This window comes from Stenotrophomonas sp. KH_052, assembly GCF_057838755.1.
Genome location: NZ_CM174475.1, coordinates 3,939,768 through 3,959,045, shown reverse-complemented (window position 1 = coordinate 3,959,045; position 19,278 = coordinate 3,939,768). Strand labels below are relative to the sequence as shown.

Annotated in this window: 14 protein-coding genes and 1 riboswitch; of the genes, 11 read left to right on the top strand and 3 right to left on the bottom strand. The window is 65.5% G+C overall.

What is annotated here, in order from left to right:
• Window positions 1–230: 230 nt before the first annotated feature.
• On the bottom strand, window positions 231–1,808 hold the full coding sequence (locus AC3ITW_RS18150) for a BCCT family transporter (RefSeq protein WP_006390329.1): 1,578 nt from the start codon (window positions 1,806–1,808) through the stop codon (window positions 231–233).
• 66 nt (window positions 1,809–1,874) lie between these two features.
• Between AC3ITW_RS18150 and AC3ITW_RS18145 the strand changes: the two genes are divergently transcribed.
• The 7 genes from AC3ITW_RS18145 to AC3ITW_RS18115 all read left to right on the top strand — a co-directional run bounded on the left by AC3ITW_RS18145 (window position 1,875) and on the right by AC3ITW_RS18115 (window position 11,896).
• Entirely contained in the window at window positions 1,875–2,015 is a 141-nt protein-coding gene (locus AC3ITW_RS18145) for a hypothetical protein (protein WP_154354822.1), read from the top strand.
• Window positions 2,016–2,054: 39 nt separating this feature from the next.
• Window positions 2,055–2,156: riboswitch (TPP riboswitch) on the top strand.
• A gap of 82 nt (window positions 2,157–2,238) precedes the next feature.
• Entirely contained in the window at window positions 2,239–4,083 is a 1,845-nt protein-coding gene (gene thiC, locus AC3ITW_RS18140; RefSeq protein ID WP_489389814.1) for a phosphomethylpyrimidine synthase ThiC, read from the top strand.
• A 134-nt stretch (window positions 4,084–4,217) separates the two neighbouring features.
• Window positions 4,218–4,889: an ion channel gene (locus tag AC3ITW_RS18135; RefSeq protein WP_065723770.1), complete on the top strand. Its 672-nt coding sequence runs from the start codon at window positions 4,218–4,220 to the stop codon at window positions 4,887–4,889.
• Window positions 4,890–5,158: 269 nt separating this feature from the next.
• The gene (locus AC3ITW_RS18130; protein WP_012512033.1) at window positions 5,159–7,483 is read left to right on the top strand and encodes a winged helix-turn-helix domain-containing protein; all 2,325 of its coding nucleotides are present in this window, start codon (window positions 5,159–5,161) and stop codon (window positions 7,481–7,483) included.
• Between the two features lie 114 nt (window positions 7,484–7,597).
• Window positions 7,598–8,497 (top strand): helix-turn-helix transcriptional regulator, encoded by a 900-nt coding sequence (locus AC3ITW_RS18125; protein ID WP_006390157.1) that lies wholly within the window; start codon window positions 7,598–7,600, stop codon window positions 8,495–8,497.
• Between the two features lie 49 nt (window positions 8,498–8,546).
• Window positions 8,547–11,510, top strand: a complete 2,964-nt coding sequence (locus AC3ITW_RS18120; protein WP_006390155.1) for a TonB-dependent receptor plug domain-containing protein — start codon at window positions 8,547–8,549, stop codon at window positions 11,508–11,510.
• Window positions 11,511–11,689: 179 nt separating this feature from the next.
• A complete protein-coding gene (locus AC3ITW_RS18115) occupies window positions 11,690–11,896 on the top strand; it encodes a hypothetical protein (RefSeq protein ID WP_012512032.1) in 207 nt (68 codons plus the stop codon).
• Between the two features lie 56 nt (window positions 11,897–11,952).
• On the opposite strand, the gene AC3ITW_RS18110 is transcribed toward AC3ITW_RS18115, so the two are convergent.
• Together AC3ITW_RS18110 and ppa are read right to left on the bottom strand one after the other, a co-directional pair.
• Complete coding sequence (locus AC3ITW_RS18110; RefSeq protein WP_006390153.1) at window positions 11,953–13,074, bottom strand: HDOD domain-containing protein; 1,122 nt, start codon at window positions 13,072–13,074, stop codon at window positions 11,953–11,955.
• Window positions 13,075–13,225: 151 nt separating this feature from the next.
• On the bottom strand, window positions 13,226–13,762 hold the full coding sequence (gene ppa, locus AC3ITW_RS18105) for an inorganic diphosphatase (RefSeq protein ID WP_006390151.1): 537 nt from the start codon (window positions 13,760–13,762) through the stop codon (window positions 13,226–13,228).
• A gap of 184 nt (window positions 13,763–13,946) precedes the next feature.
• Between ppa and AC3ITW_RS18100 the strand changes: the two genes are divergently transcribed.
• The 4 genes from AC3ITW_RS18100 (at window position 13,947) to AC3ITW_RS18085 (ending at window position 19,168) form a co-directional block, all read left to right on the top strand.
• Entirely contained in the window at window positions 13,947–14,420 is a 474-nt protein-coding gene (locus AC3ITW_RS18100) for a hypothetical protein (RefSeq protein ID WP_100435212.1), read from the top strand.
• A gap of 72 nt (window positions 14,421–14,492) precedes the next feature.
• On the top strand, window positions 14,493–14,993 hold the full coding sequence (locus AC3ITW_RS18095; RefSeq protein ID WP_006390147.1) for an RNA polymerase sigma factor: 501 nt from the start codon (window positions 14,493–14,495) through the stop codon (window positions 14,991–14,993).
• 104 nt (window positions 14,994–15,097) lie between these two features.
• The gene (locus AC3ITW_RS18090) at window positions 15,098–16,036 is read left to right on the top strand and encodes a FecR family protein (RefSeq protein ID WP_012512030.1); all 939 of its coding nucleotides are present in this window, start codon (window positions 15,098–15,100) and stop codon (window positions 16,034–16,036) included.
• Window positions 16,037–16,246: 210 nt separating this feature from the next.
• Window positions 16,247–19,168, top strand: coding sequence for a TonB-dependent receptor (locus tag AC3ITW_RS18085; protein ID WP_489389813.1), 2,922 nt, complete (start codon window positions 16,247–16,249; stop codon window positions 19,166–19,168).
• The last annotated feature ends 110 nt before the right edge of the window (window positions 19,169–19,278 follow it).

The window sequence follows — 19,278 nt, the reverse complement described above, 5'->3', positions numbered from 1 at the left end:
GCCGTGGATGGACCAACCGTCACACGTAACCTGTCGGGGGTGGGGCGGTGTGGGTGGGCAGGACCGTTGGCGCCATGGATGGCGCCATCGAGCCCCCATGGACGGGTTTACGGCGTGTCCTGCCCACCCACACCGACCCGCCCAACCAGTAGAAGCCCAGAGCTGCTCTGGGTTTTGAACTTGCTCTTGCTTGAAAGAAAAGCGGTGCAGCCGCAGGCTGCAAAACTCCCTCAATCCTGATCGTGCGCGCGCGCAGCCTCCGCCTGGGTCTCTTCCTGCGCCGCCATCTCGCGCGCGATCCATGCGTCGATCATGTGCCGCTGGCGCTGCGCCTGCCGCCGCTCGCGGGTGTACTCCTGGTCCAGTACCCGGTACAGCGACACCATCACCAGCACCATCAGCAGCGCGAATGGCAACGCCGCAATCGTGATCATGCCCTGCAGCGCATCCAGGCCACCGGCGAGCAGCAATGCGGCTGCGATCAATGCCACCGCGATGCCCCAGGCCAGCTTGCGCTTCAACGGAGGATCGCCTGCCTCGTCAGTGGACATGCTGGCCAGCACCAGCACCGCTGAATCGGCTGATGTCACGAAGAAGATCATCAGCAGCACCAGTGCGATGCAGGAAAGCAGCAAGGGCAGCGGCATGCTGTCAAACAGGGTGAACAGCACCGTCTCATAGCCGTTGCCCAGCGCCTGCACCAGGTCGGCGTGGCCGAAGATCTGCGCCCACAGTGCAGTACCACCAAACACCGCGAACCAGAAGAAGCCCAGCACCGTCGGTGCCAGCACGACGCCGATGACGAACTCGCGGACGCTGCGCCCACGCGAGATGCGCGCGATGAACGAGCCGACGAACGGCGCCCAGGAAATCCACCACGCCCAGTAGAAGATGGTCCAGTCCGCTACCCATGTGCTGCCCGAGAACGGCGACATGCGCAGGCTCATCGTCACCAGTTGGTTGAGGTACGACCCCAGAGTGGTGGTGAACGTATCGAAGATGAATCCGGTCGGGCCCAGCACCAGTACGGTGGCCGCAAGAAGCGCGGCCAGCGCAAGGTTGAAGTTGGACAGCCACTTCACCCCGCGCTCGACACCGCTGGCGGTGGAGGCCATGTACAGCACGAACGCGATGGCGATGATGGTCAGCTGCAGTGGCACACCCGCGTGCAGGCCGAACACGCGTTCCATGCCGGCAGCGATCTGGATGGTGCCGAAGCCCAGCGTGGTGGCAACGCCAATCGCGGTGGCCACGACCGCGGCGATGTTGACCACGCGTCCGATCCAGCCACGATGGTGGCGGCCGATGATCGGTTGCAGCATGTCACTGACCAGTCCACGGCCATTGCGGTTGAACTGGAACCAGGCCATCGCCAGGCCGATCAGCGCGTAGATTGCCCATGGATGCAGGCCCCAATGGAAGAACGCATAGCGCATCGAAGCCCGCGCCGCGTCCATGCTCTGCGGTGCAAGGCCTTCCGGAGGCTTGGTGAAGTGGGAAATCGGCTCGGCGGCGCCCCAGAACACCAGGCCGATGCCCATGCCGGCGGCGAACAGCATCGACATCCAGCTGGCGCGCGAGAACTCCGGCTCGGCATCTTCACCGCCGATGCGCAGGTTGCCGAAGCGACCGAATGCCAGGTACATCAGGAAAGTCAGCGCCAGGAACACGACCAGAAGATAGAGCCAGCCGACACTGCGGATGACATCGGCGAGTACCGACTGAACGACGGTATTGAACGGGCCGGGCGCGAAGCCAGCCAGCAGCACCAGCAGCAGAACGAGTGCGATGGAAACGCGAAACACCATGAAGGAGCTTCTCCGATCAAGGGATTGAGGGGAGCGAGCAGAGCTTGCTGCGAGGGGGCCGGCGGCATGCAGCACGAACCGGGCAGGAGCCGCGAAGGCGGCAAAGGAAACATCGGCCGCAGCGGCACGATGCGCGTGCACGTTACTGAATGCGATGTCACGGTTCTGTTAATGCCGATGGAGCAGCGCCACGCCATGCATGGATGAACGGCCATGAGCTGCAGTGCGTTCTATGCTTTAATGCACGGCAAGAAGCGGGGGTACCGCGGCCATGTGGCCACGGTTGAGACAGTCCCTTGGAACCTGATCCGGCTCATACCGGCGTAGGGAAGCTTTGCAGTGCAGCCATGCCCGGACTCCGCCCAAGGACCGTCCGGATGCGGCCGCAGTGCGCCGCCGCTTCGTCCCTGACCTTCCTGGACGATGCCCGATGAACGCACAGCTCTCCGCCCTGCAGCAACAGGCCCAGCAACTCTCTGAATCCGTGACCCGGCCCATTCCCGGTTCGCGCAAGATCCACGTGCCCGGTTCACGCCCGGATCTGCAGGTGCCGATGCGCGAGATCGCGCTGACCCGCACGCCGACCTTGTTCGGCGGAGAAGAGAATGCACCGGTGACCGTTTACGACACGTCGGGCCCGTACACCGACCCGGAGGTGCGCATCGATCTGTCCGCTGGTTTGCCGGCACTGCGTCGCGGCTGGGTGGAAGAACGCGGTGATACCGAGCGGCTGGAAGGACTGAGTTCTTCGTTCGGTCGCGATCGCGAGCATGACCCGAAGCTCGATGCGGTGCGCTTCCCCGCGCGCAGCCTGCCGCGCCGTGCGCGCGCAGGTGCCAACGTCACCCAGATGCATTACGCGCGCCGCGGCATCATCACCCCGGAAATGGAATTCGTCGCGATCCGCGAGAACCAGCGGCTGGAAGCGATCCGCGATGCCGGCCTGTTGCAGCAGCATCCGGGCGAGGCGTTCGGCGCTTCGATCCAGAAGATCATCACGCCGGAGTTCGTGCGCGATGAAATCGCGCGCGGCCGTGCGGTGCTGCCCAACAACATCAACCATCCGGAAAGTGAGCCGATGATCATCGGCCGTAACTTCCTGACCAAGATCAACGCCAACATCGGCAACAGCGCGGTGTCCTCCGGCATTGCCGAAGAGGTGGAGAAGCTGGTGTGGGCGATCCGCTGGGGCGGCGACACGGTGATGGACCTGTCCACCGGCAAGCACATCCACGAGACCCGCGAGTGGATCATCCGCAACTCGCCGGTGGCGATCGGTACCGTGCCGATCTACCAGGCGCTGGAGAAAGTCGACGGCCGCGCCGAAGCACTGACCTGGGAGATCTTCCGCGACACCCTGATCGAGCAGGCCGAGCAGGGCGTGGACTACTTCACCATCCACGCCGGCGTGCTGCTGCGCTACGTGCCGCTCACCGCCAAGCGGGTCACCGGCATCGTCAGCCGCGGCGGCTCGATCATGGCCAAGTGGTGCCTGGCGCACCACAAGGAGAACTTCCTCTACACCCACTTCGAAGACATCTGCGAAATCATGAAGGCCTACGACGTGACCTTCTCGCTGGGTGATGGGCTGCGCCCGGGCTGCATCGCCGATGCCAACGACGCCGCGCAGTTCGGTGAGCTGGAGACACTGGGCGAACTGACGAAGATCGCCTGGAGGCACGACGTGCAGACCATGATCGAAGGCCCCGGCCATGTGCCGATGCAGCTGATCAAGGAGAACATGGACAAGCAGCTGCGCGAGTGTGGTGAAGCGCCGTTCTATACGCTGGGCCCGCTGACCACCGATATCGCACCCGGCTACGACCACATCACCAGCGCGATCGGCGCGGCGATGATCGGCTGGTTCGGCACCGCCATGCTCTGCTATGTCACGCCGAAGGAGCATCTGGGCCTGCCCAACCGCCAGGACGTGCGCGACGGCATCATGGCCTATCGCATCGCCGCGCATGCGGCCGATCTGGCCAAGGGCCATCCGGGCGCGCAGGTGCGCGACAACGCGCTGAGCAAGGCGCGTTTCGAGTTCCGGTGGGAAGACCAGTTCCACCTTGGCCTGGATCCTGAGAAGGCCAAGGAGTTCCACGACGAGACACTGCCCAAGGACGCGCACAAGCTGGCCCACTTCTGTTCGATGTGCGGTCCGCACTTCTGTTCGATGAAGATCACCCAGGACGTGCGCGAGTACGCCGAGTCGGGCATGAAGGAAAGGTCGGAGGCATTCCGTGCCGCCGGTGCCGAGGTCTATCACCAGGGCTGATCCCGCCCAGGTAGCGCCGGGCCATGCCCGGCGACGTGGGGGTTCAGGACAGCCGCCGGGCATGGCCCGGCGCTACCGGAGCCTCACATCCATCCCGGCTATCCTCGCCGCATCGCCCAGGGGAAAAGGACGCCATGCCCGTTGCCGTGACCACCCGCTGGCTGGCCATCGCCCGCCGCCATCCGTCTGCATGGCTGCTGGGCGCGCAACTGCTGGCGGTAGTCCTGTATCCGGCGCTGGATGACACTGCTGGGGGGCGCGCGGCCTTGGGCATGTTCGGCATGGCGGTACTCGGCCTGGCGCTGTGGGTGGTCCAGCGCAGCCCGCTGGGCACCTGGCTGGCGCTGCTGCTGGCCATTCCCTCGGTGGTGTTCTCGCTGGCCGGCGCACTGCTGGACCGTACTGCCCTGTTGACCACTGCGCAGTTGCTGGAAAGCCTGCTGTATTTCTATACGGCGGGGGCCCTGATCGCCTACATGCTGCAGGACCATAAAGTCACCCGCGATGAACTGTTTGCTGCTGGAGCAACCTTCACACTGCTGGCCTGGGCCTTCGCATTCACCTTCGCGGTCTGCCAGCAGTGGTATCCGGGCAGTTTCCAGGGCACTGGCGGTGGCGCGCAGCGGACGTGGATGGAGCTTCTTTATCTGAGCTTCAGCTTGTTGTCCGGAGTGGGTTTGAGCGACGTGGTGCCGCTGCACCCGCAAGCGCGGGCACTGGTGATGCTTGAGCAGTTCGCAGGCGTTATGTACGTGGCGCTTGTCGTATCGAGATTGGTCGGTCTGACCATGCTTCGGCGCATGTGAAAATGAACGCCAGATAAAAATTTCGCGCCCAAGAGGGCGCGAATAGTGAAGCAGATTATGTGAATGCGTCGGCGAGAGAGAGCCTGAGTGTCGACCCCGTCATAGGCGGGGTAACCGGCTTAGGCTAATATCCGGGGGCGATATTGTTTTTGCGGTATGCGCCGATGCTTTGTGCGGAATCTGGCTTTTCGATGGCCCTGTCCAGGGACGGTAGGGGCGGTATTGCTGGTGAACCCTGCCCAGACCCCGTCCCTACTGTATAGCGGAAGATGAACAGCAGCGAATTCCTGCCCGTCGAGGCCGACCGTATCCAGGTTGGCGACTGCGTCATCACCTTGTCCTCGCGAGAGGTCGAGGTCGAAGGCGCACGTCGACCTCTCCGGTTGACGCCGAAGGCGCTGGGCGTGCTGCGGGTGCTGATGCGCCAGCCGGGGCGGGTCGTGACCCGTGAAGAGCTGTTTGCAGAAGTCTGGCCCGATACGCTGCCCACCAATGACGTGCTGACCCAGGCGGTCACCCAGCTACGCAAGGTGTTCGCCAATGACGACGACAATGGCCAGGCCTACATCGAGACCATCGCCAAGAGCGGCTATCGCCTGTTGGTGCCGGTGCTGGTGCTGGATGACGTGGCGCCTGTCGTGGAGGTTGATGCGGTCCCTGAGGTGATGCCCGCGCTGGCAGGTGCCAGTGCGATTCCGACGGCGACGGTGTTGCCGGCTCCTTCACGGCGCAGTGGATGGCGGCAGTTGCGCCGGCAACTGCTGTGGGTGCTGGGTGTGCTGATGCTGGCCGCGCTGGTGGTCATGGCCACGCTGCTGTTGCGCCGCGGACCGGAAACGAGTTCGCCAGTGGATGCGGCGGTCGAGAACGGTGTGCGGGTGATCGGCAGCCCGCAGCGCCCCTATCGCTTGATCACTGCGACCAGTGGTTTTGAGACGTATCCCACGCTTTCGCCGGATGGCTCGCAGGTTGCCTATGAAGGCGCCAACGAGGACGGTGCCGGCGGCGGCGCCATCAAGGTGCAGACGTCCGGTAATGCCCCGGCCAGGCAGCTGGCGCTGCCACCCAAGGGTGCCAGTGACCGTTTCCCGAGCTGGTCGCCGGATGGGCGCGAGATCGCTTTTGCCCGTTTCAGTGCCGATGGGGGGTGCCAGGTATTGATCGCCAGCGCGACCGGAGGCGTCGTGCGCCAGGCCACGCGCTGCGACGGAACCGAGCTGCTGAGTTTCGACTGGACCCCCGATGGCCGTGGCCTGGTCTTCGGCAGCATGGTGGGCCGCTACGCCCATCGTGGTATCCGCGTGCTCGACCTGGCCAGCGGGCAATGGCGCGCGCTGGCGTATGAGGTTGACCAGGATGATTTCGACTACGCGCCGCGTTACTCGCCCGACGGCAAGTGGCTGGTGTTTGTCCGCAACCCGCAGATGGGCGACCTCTGGCGGATGCCAGCAGGCGGCGGTGCGCTGGAACAACTGACCAACGAGTCCGCCGAGCAGCGCGGCTGGGCCTGGCTGGGCGACGGGCGCAGCATCGTGTTCGGCCGCCGCGTCGACAGCGAGGTGCGCCTGTACTACCTGGATGTCGAGCGGCGTACGCTGCGTGATGCCGGCCTTGATGACGCGCAATGGCCGACGGTGTCACGCCATGGTGACGTGTTGGCTTTCGTCCATCGCCGTGCACAGTTCGGTGTGTTCAGGATGCCGATGGCAGGCGGGGGCGCCGAACGCCTGTTCGCCTCCAGTGGGCGTGACGGTCAGCCGATGGCAGCGCCCGATGGCCGCCAGCTGGTCTTCACCTCCGACCGCTCCGGCAGTTTCGCCTTGTGGTGGGCCGACATGCAGCGGCCGGATTCGCTGCGGCCGATCGAGGGGTTGCGGCCGGAAGGCCGGCAGGCGCCGGACTGGTCGGCTGACAGCCGCCAGTTGCTGGTGGTCGGTCGTGACGAGCACGGGCGCACCGTGGTCTACGAAATCGCACCGCGTGACGAACGCCTGCAGCCGCTGCCGGTTCCGGTCGAACAGCCATTGCAGGCGCTGTATGGGGCGACCCCCGGACAGCTGCTGGTGGTCGAGCGCGATGCCGAGCAGCGCACCCGGTTGAGCCTGTTTGATCGCAGCGTGACCCCCTGGCGCCGGTTGGCCAGCATTGATGGCGTCTCCCAGGCCCGTTTCGATCGCGGTGGCGGCCGGGTGTTGTTCACCCGGCTGGCGTCCGGTGGCTTGTGGTCGGTGGACGCGTCGCTGTCCCCGGCCAGCGTGCAGCAGGTCAGTGAAGACCGGCCCAGCCGGTGGCGCTATCGGACCTGGACCGTGGCTGGCGCGGGTGGCATTGGCTATCTCGGTACCTCTGCCGAGTGCGGTACCACTCTGGTCCATATCCAGGCCGGCAAGGAAGCGCCCGAACGCTGCCTGGATCGACAGCGCCTCAGTGCGGGCAACGGCATCAGTGCCAGTGCCGATGGACGCGATCTGTTCGTCGCCCTGGCGATCAGTGATGGCGCCGACATCGGCGTAATGCAGCTGCCCAAGCCCGCCCCGACGCTGTTCCCGGCATTCCTCAACTCGTTGATACTGAAGAAGAATATTTCTTCGTGATTTCTTCGTGGGGCTCTCGCCGCGAATTCGTGGCGATCTCGGCGGATTTTCCTGACGGCGTGACGCCTGATTAGGCAAAACGGAGGCCTGTATCAGGCAAACCCGTGGTGCCCCATGCGTCAACTCTCGCTGGCCGATCGCGGCCAAACCGTTTCCCTCGACAAGGCCCTCGACGATGTTGCGCCGACCTGCATGGGCGTGGCCCGGCTGGGCAGCCTGCAGACTGCAGGCACCAGCTTCACGGTCTGGCTTCAGGTCCGGGGCAATTCCTGGGTCGAGGCCAAGGAAGGACGCTTCCGCCTGCGCCACGGGGAGTGGATCGCCTTCGAGAAGGAGTCGCGTCCGCTGGTCCAGGCAGGACGCAGCAGCCTGTGCGTTGGCCTGAACCTGAACGCCGAAGCGCTGCGTGTACTGTCCGAGATGGCCGACTGCGGCCTGTATGCGGGCCGTGGTCGCATGAGCCGCGGCGACGCCCGGGTTGCCCTGCGCCTCTGGCGCGATGCCTTGGCCAGCGGCATGCCGGCACAGGCGCTGCGCCCATTGCTGCTGCATCTGGCGGGCCTGCAGCGTGGGCTGGCCGACAATGTGCAGCGCTGCCCGGGCCGGTCACGCAGCCGCAAACGCCAGGTCTTTGGCCGCATGCAGCGCGCCCGCCTGTATCTGGAAGGCAACAGTCACCGGGTGGTGCGCATCGGCGAGCTGGCCGAGCTGACCAATTTCTCCAGCTGGTACCTCTCCAAGACGTTCCAGAGCCTGTACGAAGAGAGCCCCCAATCGCTTTCGGCGCGGTTGCGCCTGGAGCGGGCAGCCGACCTGCTGCGCGATACCGACATGATGGTGGGAGAAGTCGCCGCGGCGAGCGGATTCGACAACTGCTGCAGTTTCGCGCGTGCCTTCCGGGCCCGCTACGGCCAGTCGGCCTCCCGCTTCAGGGAAAACGACGGCTTGCTCCCGCCACATTCTGCAAAGTCTCCGGTTGGGTCGCGCAAATACAGCGTCGCAACGCAATCGTAACGTGCTGAAGCGTTTTAACACGCTACTAACACGTACCTTGGAGAGATTGATGAACGTTCGCACCCCTGCTGTGCGGTTGGGCCTGCTGCCCGCCGGCATCGCACTGGCGCTTGCCCCGGCATTTGCTTCCGCCCAGGAAGCCAGTGCCCCCACCACCCTTGATCGCCTGGAAGTCACCGGCTCCCGCATCCGCTCGGTGGATGTGGAAACCTCCCAGCCGGTCCTCACCGTAAGCCATGAGGACATTCAGCGTTCGGGCCTGGTCAGCGTCGGCGACCTGCTGCAGAACCTGTCCGTGGCAGGCACCCAGACCTTCAGCAAGGCGGCCGTGCTGGCGTCCAACCCGGAACAGGGCGGCCAGTACGTCAGCCTGTACAACCTGGGTGAGCAGCGCACGCTGGTGCTGGTCAACGGCAAGCGCTGGAGCACCAGCCTGGCCGGCTTCACCGACATGTCGACCATCCCGACCTCGCTGATCGAGCGCATTGAAGTCCTGAAGGACGGCGCCTCGGCGATCTACGGTTCCGACGCCATCTCCGGCGTGGTCAACATCATCCTGCGCAAGAACTTCGACGGCGCCGAGGCCAGTGCCTATTACGGCCAGAACAGCCACGGCGACGGTTCCAAGACCCAGTACAGCCTGACCCTGGGTGCCACCGGCGAGCGCTCCTCGATCGTGTTCGGCGCGAACTACATCAAGGAAGATCCGGTGTGGGCCAAGGATCGTGGCCTGACCCAGTACTCCTATGGCCAGGGCCACAAGGAAGACGGTCTGAGCCCGGCGGGCCCGTGGGGCCGCTTCACCGATCCGCGTGCCGAAGGCACCGCCGGTGCTGGTGAATACAACAAGGCTGGCAAGTGGGTCCCGAACACCTGGGTGGTCAACCACACCGGTTCGTGGGACACCCCGGTCGGCGTTGGCCAGCCGTCGAACAACTTCAACAACTACCACCTGATTGGTCTGGACGACTACTACAACGCCTCGCAGCAGATGATGCTGAACCAGGGCGCTGAGTCGAAGACCATGTTCACCTCGGCCAGCTACGACATCAACGACAACCTGCGTCTGAAGTCGACGGCGATGTACTCCGAGCGTGACTCCAAGCGCCAGATCGCCGGCTACCCGCTGACCGGCACCTCGCAGCCGCAGTTCCCGGTGGCGATCAGCAAGGACAGCATCTACAACCCGCTGGGCAACTGGGCCAACCCGGGCGCCGGCGTTGACATCGGTGGCTGGGGCCGTCGTATCTTCGAACTGCCGCGCATCACCCAGAACAACGTCAAGTCGCTGCACTTCGACGCGGCCCTGGAAGGCAACTTCGACTTCAACAACCGTCCGTTCGACTGGGATGTGGGCATCAACTACAACCAGTTCGATGTGACCCAGACCAGCTCGGGCAACATCAACCTGCTGGCACTGAAGAACGCCCTCGGCCCGTCGTTCATCAACGCCAACGGCGTCGCCCAGTGCGGCACCGCTGCCAACCCGATCGCGCTGGGCACCAGCCCGGGCAGCTGCGTCCCGTTCGACCTGCTGGGCGGCGCCAGCGCCGCGACCCCGGATGCGCTGAAGTACATCAACACCCTGCTGAACTCGACCGGCCAGAGCAAGAGCAAGCAGTACTTCGCCAACATCACCGGTTCGCTGTTCGACATGCCGGGCAATGCGGGCGAGTTCGCCTTCGCTGCCGGTTACGAGCATCGTGAAGTGTCGGGCTACGACCACCCGGACGCGCTGTCCTCCTCGGGTTACACCACCGAGCTGGCCGCCCAGCCGACCGAAGGCAAGTACAAGACCAACGAGTTCTACCTGGAACTGATGGTGCCGCTGCTGCGTGACCTGCCGGGTGCCAAGGAGCTGTCGCTGGATATCGCCAGCCGCTACTCGGACTACGACAAGTTCGGCAACACGGTCAACAGCAAGTTCAGCGTGACCTGGAAGCCGATCGACGACCTGCTGGTGCGTGCGACCTACGGCGAGGGCTTCCGTGCCCCGACCCTGGACGACACCTTCGGCGGTGGTTCGCAGACCTTCGACAAGTTCACCGATCCGTGTGATGCCGTGTTCGGCCAGCGCAGCAACCCGGCCGTTGCCGCCCGTTGCGGTGCTGAAGGCCTGGCGTCCGACTTCCGTCAGACCGACGCTGCTGGTCGTCCGATCAGTGCCCGTGACACCCAGGGCAACAACCCGTTCAACTCGGGCGTGGGCAACGACAAGCTGCAGCCGGAAACCAGCAAGACCCGCACCGCGGGCCTGGTGTGGAGCCCGAGCTTCGTCAGCGGCCTGAACGTCTCGCTGGACTGGTACAAGATCACCGTGGACAACGTGATCACCGCGCTGTCGGCGAACTACGTGCTGAACCAGTGCTACCAGAACGGTGTGCAGGCCTTCTGTGACCAGTACAGCCGTGGCGACGTTGCCAATGGCCAGCAGGTCACCGGCCTGAGCCGCGGCAATGCCAACCTGGGTTCGCTGGAAACCGAAGGCTACAACTTCGGCGTCCGCTACCGTATGCCGGAATACAGCTTCGGTACCCTGTCGTTCAACCTGGACACCAACTACCTGACCAGCTTCCGTCAGCAGGCCACCAAGGGCGCTGCATGGGATGACTACGCAGGCTACTGGAACTACCCGCGTGTCCGCGGCACCCTGGCAACCACCTGGACCAAGGGCGACCTGTCGGCCACCTGGACCATGCGTTACTACGGCGGCTTCCGCGACTTCTGCTACGACCAGGAAAATGGCCTGGAGTGCAACCAGCCGGATTACTACACCGAGAACGGTGGCTGGACCGGCGGCCTGGGTGCCAACAAGAAGGGTGCGATCGTCTATCACGACATCTCGGCCACCTGGCAGGCTCCGTGGAACGGCAGCGTGACCGTCGGTGCCCGCAACGTGTTCGGCAAGACCCCGCCGATCACCTACGCGGTGACCAACGCCAGCGCCGTGCAGCTGGACCCGATGCTGGATTACGACCGCTTCCTGTTCATCCAGTACAACCAGCGCTTCTGATCCATCGAAGCCTGAAGGCAATACGAGGAGGGCGGGCCGCAAGGCCCGCCCTCTTTGCGTTTGGCAGGGCCGGGTCGGGAAACTCTGAATCGGGCGGTTCAGCGACAGAGGTCACGCTTGTCGCAACTGGACCGCTGGTACGTTCACAGAGGTCCATTCCGGACCAAGGAGAGCGCGAAATGAAGAACGCGATGCCACGGATGTTCGCTGCGGCGGTTCTCGCCGTCCTGAGCCTGGCCGGCAGTGTGTCGGCCGGTCCGCTGGTGTGTGCCAATGGCCGCTATTGCGCGGAGGTGCGCAGCAACTGCATCAAGGCCGGTGAGGATGCGGCGTACTGCCAGTTCCTGTTCGAGCGCTGCGTGTACGACCACTGCGCGCAGCCCTGATGCAACGAAGGCGCGTCACTGCGGGCGCGCCTTCATCGCATGCATTGCCGGTGTGATCAGGCTTCGCTGGGCGTGAGCCCCATCAGGCTGTTGGCATGCTCGCGCCACTGCGGCAGTTTGTTGAGCACGCCCGCGCGCTGCAGGTAGTCCTCGTCCACCGGATCGCCATTGACCAGCGCCAGGGCCACGTGCACGGCGCCGGTCACCCAGAAGCTGCGCGTGTTCGCACGCTGCGGCTGCAGGTGGAACGCCACCGCTTCGATGATCGGCATCGGCAGTCCCCACAGGCCCAGCAGGTAGGCGCCGGCTTCGGCGTGGCCTGGGCGGGTATCACCGGCCAGCGACGGTTCGCTGCGCTCGTTGCGCACGCCGGGCAGCAGCAGGCCGATGTCGGCCAGCAGGGCGGCGGTCGCGCCCAGTTCGGCGCTGGATTCGGGCAGCAGGCGTGCGGCCAGCCGCGAGGCGAGCAGGGCACGTTGCTGCAGCGAGTTGCGTTCGGCCGTGGACAACGTCGGTGCCGAGAACACTTCACTGGCCAGTACCAGGTCGCGCAGCGTCGACAGGCCAAGGCGTGTCACCGCCGTACGCAGGTCGGCAATGGTGCGCCCCTGGCTGAAGAACGCCGAGTTCGACAGCTGCAGCACCTTCGCGGCAATGGCCGGATCGGCCGCCACAAGCTTGGCCACGTCGGCGCTGTCGGCGTCGTCGTCATGCTCCAGCGCCTGGGTCAGGCTCAGGTACAGGTGCGGCGGCGACGGCAGTTTCTCGATGCGGCCGATGGCATCACGCAGACGAGGGCTGTCCAGCACCTCGCGTAGTTCTTCCAGGCTGGTCAGTGCTTCCAACAGCACTTCCGGCGCCAGTGGCAACGGCAGGAAACGATGGGCGACACCGATCAGGCGCGCCGGTGGCGGGCGGTTGCCATGCTGTGCATCCACCAGTGCGATGCGGATGGTTTCCGGGCGCAGCGTCCGGATCTGGCCGAGCAACGTGGTTGCATTGAGGTCCGGCAGCTGCGGACAGACGATCACCGCATCCACGCCCTGCGTAGCCACCGCGGTCATCGCGGTCTGGCCATCGATAGCGGTCAGCGGCTGCCAGTCTTCCCCAAGATCGGCAATGAATTCGGTCAGCTCGGCCGGCAGGCTGGCTGCATCCCCAACAAGCAGAATACGCACGACACATTCCCCTGGCTGTCTCGACGATGGATGTCGACGACGTGTGAAGTGACGCAATTTACCTAATACGGCGACAAAGGTGATGCGCCGCAGTCATGAAACGTGACCCGCATCGCTCCGACGGCCTGCGCCGGAGCGATCCGGTTCAGGCTCAGGCCTTGCTGTCGAGATGGCGCTGATGCGCCTCGACCAGGATCTGCTTGGCCTCAGCGGCGCCACCCCAACCGTCGAGCTTGACCCACTTGCCCTTCTCCAGGTCCTTGTAGTGCTCGAAGAAGTGGCCGATGCGCTCCAGCCAGTGGCTGGACACCTGCTCGATGTCTTCCACGTGGGCGTAGCCGCCGAACACCTTGGTGACCGGCACGGCCAGGATCTTCTCGTCGCTGCCTGCCTCATCGCTCATCTTCAGCACGCCGACCGGACGGCAGCGCACCACCGAGCCCGGAACCAGCGGCAGCGGCAGCACCACCAGCACGTCGGCCGGATCGCCGTCGCCACACAGGGTGCTCGGCACGTAGCCGTAGTTGCAGGGGTAGCGCATCGGGGTGGACAGGATGCGGTCGACGAAGATCGCGCCGGTTTCCTTGTCCACTTCGTACTTCACCGGCTCCGAGTCCTTCGGGATCTCGATGATGACGTTGATTTCTTCCGGCGGGTTCTTGCCGGGCGAGACGAGTTCCAGACCCATGGTCGTGCTCCAGGTGGGGGATATAGACGGATAGCCCCCCATTTTATGCCTTTGCCGGGCGCTGTGCAGGGGGCGCGGCCGACAGCACGGCACGGCAGTGGCCCACCCTTGCTGGAGGTGTTGCCCGATGGGGGCATCGGGACGCCGGGTGCAGGCTGGAACCCTGTTCCCGAGGAGCTCCCGCATGAAAATGTCTGCCCTGCCGATCGGCCTGACCTGCGCGCTGCTGATGGCGCCGCCGGTACAGGCGTTTCCCTATGTCGATCTGATCGACTACCCGCACCAGGAGGCCAACTGGGACCGCTTCTTCGCCTTGGAAGGCCGGTTGCAGCATGGTTTCGACGCCATCTGTGGCGACACCTTCTGCGAGGGCGAGTACAGCGATATCCGCGCTCTGCGCCTGCGCTGCTCGGTGGATGCGGTGCGTGGCACCGTCCATGAGTGTCTGTGGGCATTTGCCGCCAGCGATCTGGAGATTTCCCGCAACGATGGCGCGATTACGGCACGGCAGCCGACCTGGCTGTGCCGCCTGCCGCTGATGCCGGGCACCGGGGTGGAGGCCTTCCATGCCGCGCTGGCGGCCCGCAATCCACTGCACGACCCACTGCCGGGCACGTCGCAGAGCGCCTATGACGGCCTGACCGAATGCGTCTATTGATGAGAACGTGACTGATTCGCATTAACGGAGTAGCATGCGCGGCGCCTTCCGTCTGTCCTCCCGGCCCCGCGCATGTCCTCCAATGCCGCCACCCTCACCGAACTGCTGATCCGCGAGCGGCCGGCACTGCTGCGCCGGGTGCAGCGCATCCTCGGCGGAGACAATGGTGCCGAGGACGTGATCCAGGCGGTCTGGTTCAAGGCGCGTGGGGTCGACGACAGCCAGGCCATCGACAACCCGCGGGCCTATCTGTACCGGCTGGCCGCCAACCTGGCCACCGACCATGGCCGTGAATCGACCCGCCGCAACCGCCTGCTCGCCGACCATTACCTGTGGGGGCCGGACGAGGTGATCTCGACCGAAGAACAGGCGATGGCACAGGACGAACTGCAGCGGGTGCTGGATGCCGCCGGCCACCTGCCGGAGCCGACCCGCACCATTTTCCGCCTCAACCGCCTGCAGGGCCTGACCCAGGCCGCGATCGCACGCCGCCTCGGCGTGTCGGTGACCACTGTCGAAAACCACGTGCGCTCCGCGCTGCAACGCCTGGCCTGGGCGCGCAGCGGTCGATGATCGACCCGGCTTGGGGCAGGCCTTCGCTGAAACGTCTTGATTACTGGACCGTGCATGCGGTCTAGTTCCTTCGCCCGCGCTTGAATGCGCCTCTCTGCCAGCCCATGAGCCCGCCGAACACGCTGCCCGCCGCCAACGATGATGCCCTGGCCGAACAGGCCCGGGGCTGGATCGTGTGGCTGGCGTCTGGCGATATCAGTGATGCGCGCATGCACGACTTCGAGTGCTGGCTGGCACTGCCGGGGCATCGCCGTGCCTTCGAGCACGAGCGTGTGCTGTGGCGCAGCGCAGGGCCGCGTCCGTCGCAGGCCGCGACGATCGCGCGGCGCCGGCCGCAGCGCCTGCGGTGGGCGATGGCCGCCGCTGCGGCGCTGGCGATGCTGGTGGTGTGGCCGGAAGCCTGGCTGCGTGCGCAGGCCGACCATCGCAGCACGCATGTCGTACAGAACGTGCAGCTGCCTGATGGCAGTCGCGCGGTGCTGGATGCCGACAGCGCGATCGCCGTGCACTTCGATGCGAATGCGCGCCAGGTCGAGTTGCTGCGGGGCCGCGTCTGGTTCGAGGTCAGTCCAGACGCGCAGCGGCGTTTCAGCGTGCGTGCCGGCAATGGTGTGGTCGAGGACATCTCCACCGCGTTCACCGTTGCGCGCGGCGATGACCGGGTGGAAACCCAGGTCGGGCAGGGCAGGGTGCGTGTGGCCAGCCCGGCCGACGGTGGCTGGACGTACCTGCAGGTGGGGCAGCGTGCGGTCTATGGCGAGCGCAGTGGCGTGACGCGGCTCGATGACGTGGCGGCTGACAGTGTCGGCGCCTGGCGGCAGGGCGAGCTGCTGCTGGAGCAGGCCAGCGTCGCCGACGCGGTGCGAGGGGTAGGGCGCTATCGTGCTGGCCCGACCTTCGTGCACGGTGATCTGTCGCGGTTGCCGGCGGTCAGTGCAGCGCTGCGCATCGATCGCCCGGAGCAGGCGCTGGACGCGCTGGCGGCAACGGCAGGTTTGCAGGTTACCCGTCTGCCGTTCGGGGTCGCCATCGTCCACCCGTAGATCCCCGCCATTGCCCGTGTGCCGACCAACGGTCGGCAGCCGCCGCGACAACCTGAGATACACCTTCAACTGCAATTCCCTCTTGGGGTTGTCGCCACCCCATCCGTCTTACCCCGCGAACGTACCCGCCGCCGCCACGTACGTCGCCGTGTCCGCGCCCGCCGCGGATGACGCCGCGCCTGCGGCTCCGATTACCTGACAGGTTCCCCCATGTTCGACTCCCATCGTCCGGGCCGCGTGCTGCGCCCGTCCCGCCTGTGCATCGCGTTGCTGGCTGTCGGCCTCGCCTGCGCCGCACCATCGTCCGTACTGGCGCAGAGTGCTGCCAGCGGCCATGCGGCCCTGCAGCGTTTCGACATTCCCGCGCAGCCGCTTGATGAAGCGCTGCGCAGCTACATGCGCCAGTCCGGTGTGCAGGTGGTGTATCCGGCCACGCTGGCCCAGGGCGTGAGCTCGCACGCGGTCAGCGGTAACCTGTCTTCCGATGAGGCCCTGGCTCGCCTGCTGCAGGGCAGTGGCCTGGCGGTGCGCCGGGTCGGCACCGATGCGGTCACCCTGGAATCGGCAACTCCCGTGCAGGCCGACAGCGGCGTGATCGTCACCGACACGCTGAGCGTGGCCGGCGACCGCGTCGACAGTGGCGCAACCAGCGACGAGGCGCGCCTGCTCGACGGCTATCGCAGCGTCGGCTCCACCACCACGCTCAACCGCACCCACCTGGAGCGATTCCGCGGTACGTCCAACGGCGACATCGTCAAGGGCGTGGCTGGCGTCACCGCCGGTGATCCGCGCGTGGGCAACGGCTTTGACGTCAACATCCGTGGCATCCAGGGCCAGGGCCGCGTGCCGGTGATCATCGACGGTGGCCAGTCCAGCATGGATACCTACCGTGGTTATGCCGGCCAGTCGCAGCGCACCTACCTCGACCCGGACCTGATCTCCAGCCTGACCATCACCAAGGGCCCGAGTCTGCAGGCCAATGCCTCCGGTGGCATCGGCGGCGTGGTCGAGATGGAGACGCTGAAGATCGGTGACGTGCTGCGCGAAGGGCGGGACTTCGGCGTGCGCGTGCGTGGCGGCCTGGCCAACAACAGCGCCAACAACCTGCCTTCCTACAGTGCCGCGCCGCGCAACGATCGCAGCGCCACCGGCAGCCAGTTCTTCAACGTGGCCGCGGCCGGTCATTGGGATCGTTTCGATCTCGTGGCCGCCTATGCCTACCGTGACAATGGAAACTACTTCTCCGGCAAGCACGGCTACGACGATTTCCCGCAGACCCGGCGCACGCTGGCACCGCTGAATCCGCCGCGTACCGAGGTCTTCAATACCTCGGCGCGCTCGAAGTCGGCGCTGCTCAAGGGCACCTGGCGCATCGACGATGCACAGATGCTGGAAGCGGGCTACCGCCGCTACGAGGGCACCGCCGGCGAGATCATGGCCTCGCAGATCATCCGCGTCGATCGCGACCGCATTCCGCAATGGGATCCGGGCCACGTCGACATGGACAGCTACACCCTGCGCTATCGCTTCAACCCGGACAGCGAGCTGGTCGACCTGCGCGTCAATGCCGCGTACACCGACACCGACAGCGTGATGTACAACAGCCTGACCGGCATCACCCCGTGGTACTTCGATCGCCGCACCGAGTGGTACGACGCGCCCAGCTTCAGTGGCGACCCCGGCTACAAGGATGCGTACCGCAACCCGCTGCGACAGAAGCGCTTCGGCCTGGATGCCAGCAATACCTCGAAGTTCGACACTCGTGCCGGCGCGTTCACCCTCGACTATGGCCTGTCCTACAGCGACGAAGACATCGCGCCGGGCAGTTCGGGGCCGGTCATGCACGACGATCTGATCAACAACCGTTTCCTGCGCAACGCCGAGCGCAAGGAATACAGTGCCGTGGCCTCGCTGAAGTGGCAGCCCGATGAGCATTGGGAACTGCTGGCCGGCGGCCGCTGGAACCGCGTGGATGTGCATGACCGCAACCGCCTGGCCACGCCCGATGCCTATGAGGTGCAGGGCCAGTACCGCTACACCGAACTGCTCAACGGCAACCCGGCGTTGCCGTCGTGGCGGGCCAAGCGCATCGCGCTGCTGAACTGGTATCCGGATGCCAACGGCAACTTCACCCAGGAATCGCTGCTGGCCTCACCGTACAAGAAGGGTACGGTGGGCGACATCGGTGGCTGGAACTTCTACGACGCCGGCAAGGCGCAGGACCTGGAGGTGCCGGTCAGCTGGAGCTGGTCGCAGCCGATTCGTCGCCGCGACACCGCGTTCTCACCGACCGCCAGCGTGGCCTACCGCTTCAGCGAAGACACCATGGTCTACGTGAAGTACGCCGAAGGCACCAAGCTGCCGAGCCTGTTCGAGACCACGCTGGGCCTGTTCACTGCCGCCAAACCGGTGGGCGAGCTGAAGCCGGAGCGCGCGCGCAGCTGGGAAATCGGCGCCAGTACCATCCGCTACGACCTGTTCACTGCCGGCGACCGCCTGGCACTGAAGCTGGCCTACTTCGATACCCGCATCGATGACCTGATCACCCGCGACTACCGCACGCTGTCGGCCGGCCTGATCCGCAACGTCGACCAGTTCAAGGTCTCGGGCATGGAGTTCCAGTCCAGCTATGACAGCGGCAAGGTATTTGCTGATCTGTCCGCGCACTACTACTTCAAGGCCAAGACCTGTGCACTGGACATCGCCGCCGAGCGCCGTGCCTATGGGGCACAGCGCAGGAACGATGAGCTGGCCAACACGCCGAACTGCGTGGACGGCGGCTTCGAGGGCTCGTACACCAATACCCAGAACCCGCCGCGCTACATGGTCAACTTGACCCTGGGCTCACGCCTGTTCGACGAGCGCCTGACCTTCGGTACCCGCGTGGTCCACAACGCCGGCCCGATCAGCAAGCTGGACAAGGACTGGAACGTGGGCCTGTCGGCGATCCAGCAGTTGTACCGGCCAACCACCCTGGTCGACCTGTTCGCCAGCTGGAGCTTCAACGACCAGCTGTCGGTGGAAGCGGGCGTGGACAACGTCACCGACCGCTACTACCTGGATCCGCTGGCGCTGGGCGTGATGCCGGCCCCAGGTCGCACCGCGCGGCTGGCATTGACCTGGAAGTATTGATCGGCTGCGGATGAGTGGTGGGGTCGGATCCCTTTCCTGCGGAAAGGGCTCTGACCCCATCGGGAGACAACGGTAGCGCCGGGCCATGCCCGGCGCCTTCCTCCAGGCAG